At 64.6% G+C, this 938-nt stretch carries 1 protein-coding gene; it reads left to right on the top strand.

The window, feature by feature from the left end; all coding sequences use genetic code 11:
* Nucleotides 1–179: 179 nt before the first annotated feature.
* A partial coding sequence (locus tag AC5L34_RS29490; protein WP_494827921.1) for an AfsR/SARP family transcriptional regulator occupies nt 180–938 on the top strand: 759 nt, incomplete at its 3' end.

The following is a 938-nucleotide window of genomic DNA, read 5'->3' as shown; positions in this document are numbered from 1 at the left end:
TGACGGTCTCATGCCCCACCGCCGGCCCACGACACCTGACCAGCACCAGCGCACTTCCACACCAATGACCACCACCACCCCCCACCACCTCCTGCGGGGTGCCCTAGGGGTGCCCCACCAATGACCACCAATGGGAAACTCCAAACCCACCAACACGCCGCCAACCACCCGGAGGAACCATGCAATTCTCCGTACTCGGCAGCACCGAAATCACCAACAACAACACCCCACTCGAACTCGGCGGAATCCGCCAACGCGCCATCCTCGCCTACCTCCTCCTCAACGCCAACAAAGTCGTCGCCACCAGCCAACTCCTCCACGCCATCTGGGACGGCAACCCACCCCCCACCGCCCGCAAAATGATCCAAAACGCCGTCTCCGCCATCCGCCGCACCCTCACCACCAACACCGACCCCACCACCACCGCCACCCTCCACACCCACCCACCCGGCTACCAACTCCGCCTCAACACCGAAACCATCGACCTCTACCGCTTCCGCCGACTCATCCGCGAAGGACGCCACGCCACCGCAACCAACAACCCCCACCACGCCGCCGACCTCCTCCACCAAGGACTCGCCCTCTGGCGCGGACGCGCCCTCGCCGACCTCGTCGAAACCGGCATCACCTGGTCAGAAATCACCGCCATCGAAGACGAACGACTCTCCGCCATCGAAGACCGACTCGAAGCCGAACTCGCCTGCGGCCGACACCGCGAAATCACCCCAGAACTCGAAATCCTCACCGCCACCGAACCACTACGCGAACGCCTCTGCCACCAATTCATGCTCGCCCTCTACCGCAGCGGACGCCAAGTCGACGCCCTCCGCGTCTACCGCCGCACCCGCGAAGCACTCATCGACGGCCTCGGCCTCGAACCCGGCCGCAGCCTCCAAGAACTCCAACACCGCATCCTCGAACACGACACCAAAATCCAG

It is taken from the genome of Micromonospora sp. ZG13, from assembly GCF_059359355.1.
The sequence above is the reverse complement of the archived record's forward strand: the minus strand, read 5'-3'. Positions and strand labels throughout refer to the sequence as shown.